Origin of the sequence: Actinoplanes sp. NPDC048791 (assembly GCF_040650095.1) — a bacterium.
Classification (GTDB): domain Bacteria; phylum Actinomycetota; class Actinomycetes; order Mycobacteriales; family Micromonosporaceae; genus Actinoplanes.
The window spans coordinates 1-3,057 of sequence record NZ_JBEZGQ010000992.1; the positions used below are offsets into that span (position 1 = coordinate 1).

At 74.1% G+C, this 3,057-nt stretch carries 3 protein-coding genes and 1 pseudogene; all 4 read right to left on the reverse strand.

What is annotated here, in order from left to right:
* Window positions 1–634, reverse strand: a pseudogene (locus tag AB0C29_RS40985) (PucR family transcriptional regulator); the annotation flags it as partial.
* 115 nt (window positions 635–749) lie between these two features.
* A complete protein-coding gene (gene menC, locus AB0C29_RS40990) occupies window positions 750–1,856 on the reverse strand; it encodes an o-succinylbenzoate synthase (protein ID WP_360832514.1) in 1,107 nt (368 codons plus the stop codon).
* Entirely contained in the window at window positions 1,853–2,755 is a 903-nt protein-coding gene (locus AB0C29_RS40995) for a GNAT family N-acetyltransferase (protein ID WP_360832516.1), read from the reverse strand. The genes menC and AB0C29_RS40995 overlap by 4 nt, the downstream gene beginning before the upstream one ends.
* Before the next feature lie 5 nt (window positions 2,756–2,760).
* Window positions 2,761–3,057 (reverse strand): M20/M25/M40 family metallo-hydrolase (locus AB0C29_RS41000; RefSeq protein ID WP_360832519.1); only part of this gene is annotated, 297 nt, incomplete at its 5' end.

Here is a 3,057-nt window from a genome sequence, read left to right on the forward strand (position 1 = left end):
CGTCGCCGATGGGGTCGATGCGCACCGGCTGGTCGGTGCGCAGCAGGTCGCGGAACACACCGCGTTCGGTGAGCTCCTGCTCGATGCGTTCGGGCACGTGCCGGCCGAGGATCGTCTCGACCCGCGACGGGTCCGCCTCCTCCTGCCGACCGGAGAAGGCCAGGATGCGGGAGCTGAGGTCCTCGATGGTGATCGGGGCGTCGATGAGCGCGGCGATCGCGTTGGCCACCGCGAACAGGTCGCCGGAGGGCAGCCCGAGCAGCGATTCCGGCTGGGCCACGCCGACCTCGTCCTCGGCGAGCAGGGCACGCAGCATCGCGGCCAGGTGCACCCACGGGGCTCCCCGGCGCAGTCCGAGCAGGACCACCCCGGCCCGGTCGGCGGCCGCCCGCACCGCCGGCGGGGCCGGGACCGACGAGCGCAGGATCAGCGCCACGGCGTCCTGGGCGCCGATCTCGGCGAGGAGCTCGGTGATCGCGGCCGGGTCGCTGACCCCCACGCCCAGCACGAGAGCGTGCGGCGGCAGCACCGGGCTGTCCTCCGGATCGTGGATGACCACCGAACCGACCGGCTCGGCGCGTTCCGGGTCGCCGTGCACGAGCTCCAGGAGCATGGAGCCGAGGTCGTCCAGCACGCGGCCGAGGCTCGCTCGGGGGCGTGCCGAGGGGGCGGGATTCACGGCGATGGGCACTCCCTGGGCCTGGGCGTCGCTCTCACGATAGGGGCCGCGGGCTACCCGCTGCCCACGTTCACATCGAGATCCACTCGACCCGGGTGGTCACCTCGGCCAGCCGGGCCGGATCCGGCGTCACCCCCAGGCCGGGACCGGTCGGCACGGGCAGATGTCCCTGGTCGAGGACGAACGGCTCGGTGATGTCGGCCGCGTAGTAGCGGCCGGAGGCCGACGTGTCGCCGGGCAGCGTGAAGCCGGGCAGCGCGGCCAGGGCCACGTTGGCGGCCCGGCCGAGGCCGGTCTCCAGCATGCCGCCGCACCAGACCGGTACGCCGTGCGCGGCACACACATCGTGGATGCGCCGGGCCTCGAGGTAGCCCCCCACCCGCCCCGGCTTGACGTTCACGATCTGGCAGGCGCCGAGCCGGATCGCGGCCGCGGCGGAGGCGGCGGAGGTGATCGACTCGTCGAGGCAGACCGGGGTACGGATCAGCCGGGCCAGGTCGGCGTGGCCCAGCACGTCCTCCTCGTCCAGCGGCTGCTCGATGAGCACCAGGTCGAACGGGTCGAGGCGGGCCAGGTGCCGGGCGTCGGACAGCGAGTAGGCGGTGTTCGCGTCGGCCTGCAGCAGCACCTGGTCACCGAAGCGCTCACGGACGGCGCGTACCGGCTCGACGTCCCAGCCGGGCTCGATCTTGAGTTTGATGCGGACGTACCCCTCGGCCAGGTAGCCGTCGACGGCGTCGAGCAGCGCCGGGATGCTGTCCATGATCCCGACCGAGACACCGCACGGCACCCGGTCGCGGACGGCGCCCAGCTCCCGGCCGAATGAGCGGCCCCCGGCCCGCAGCTCGGCGTCGAGGACGGCCATCTCCAGGGCCGCCTTGGCCATCCGATGGCCCTTGACCGGGGCGAGAGCCGGGGCGACGGCCAGGGCGTTCGCCGGCGCGGCGGCGGCCAGGGCCGGCACGAGATGGTCGCGGAGCACCCCGGCGGCGGCCTCGGTGTACTCCGAGGAGTACACCGGCGCGGCCATCGCCACGCACTCGCCCCAGCCCTCGGCGTCCTCGGTGACCGCGCGCACGAGCAGGATCTCGCGGCTGGTCACCGTGCCGAACGAGGTACGGAACGGGCCGACGAGCGGCATGGTGAGCCACCGCAGTTCACAGCCGGTCAGTTTCATGAGTCCCTCCGCAGTACGTATCCCCGGGCCCGGTCGAAGCCGACGACAGTGGCGCCCTGGGCCAGCAGGCCCGTCATCGCGTCGCGCACCGCACGCCGCCAGTGTGCGGCCAGGGCCGGGTCGGTGGCCCGCAGCGCGGTGATGTCCCGCGGGACGGCCACCACGCTGGTAGCGCCGTCGAGGCGGCCAAGTTCGGGCGAGCCGTCCGCCGCCGTACCCACGGCCACGACCGCACCGGCGACCGGCGCCGGATCCGTCCGGTGCTCCCCCGACCGGCCGCACGCCTCGGCGACAGCCGGATCCCGCAACGACCACCGGACCAGCAGCCGGTCGGAGTCCCCGTCACCGTTGAGGGTGTCGAGCATGAGCCCGTAGAAGTTCGGCATGTACTCGATCGGGCGGGCGCCCAGCTTCACGACGTTGAAGTAGGCGTTGCGGGCCACCAGCGGGTCGAACGTCCAGGCGACCCGGTCGACGCCGCGGCTCATCGCCCACGCCCGCTGGTGCAGCTTGAGGGCGAAGCCGACCGCGCGCCCGGTCATCTCGGGTGCCACCCCGGCGATGTGGCTGTGCAGGGCATCCTCCGACGGGGCGTGGAAGAAGCCGACGCACGCCCCGACCAGCCGCTCGCCGACGAAGGCGCCGCTGACGTAGTTGCCCGCTTTCCCGAACGCCCGCAGCAGTTCGAGGTTCATCGGCGGGTTGGCGTCGCGGCCCCAGATCCGGGCGAACAGCCGCACCGCCTGGTCGAGGTCGCCGAAGTCGGTCAGGGCGCGCACGTCCACCCCGGCGGACGCCGCGGCGGTCTGGGCCTGGCCGACGGCCTCGTCGACGGCGGCGTCGAGGTGGTTCGGCTCGGGCCCGGTCTGCAGGCCGGCGAGGTTCTCGGGCCTGCTCATCCTGGTCACCGGGCCCCGGTCAGCTCGGCCAGCAACGCGCCGAGCAACGCCGTACGGCCGGGGAGGAACTCCAGCAGGACGTGCTCGTCGTCGGCGTGGGCACCACCGCCGACCGCGCCGAGACCGTCCAGGGTGGGTGTGCCCGTACCGGCGGTCAGGTTGCCGTCGGAGGCGCCGCCGACCGCGGTGGCGGTCAACGCCGGCAGGCCCAGCGAGTGTGCCAGTGCCGTCGCCCGCGCGAACAGTGCCGCGGACGAGGCGGCCTCCAGCGGCGCGCGGTTGGGGCCGCCGGTCACCTCGAG

Bases quoted from the DNA above. Each gene is read 5' to 3' on its own strand.
- AB0C29_RS40995 (WP_360832516.1), bottom strand. From the start codon at position 2,755: ATGAGCAGGCCCGAGAACCTCGCCGGCCTGCAGACCGGGCCCGAGCCG.
- menC (WP_360832514.1), bottom strand. From the start codon at position 1,856: ATGAAACTGACCGGCTGTGAACTGCGGTGGCTCACCATGCCGCTCGTC.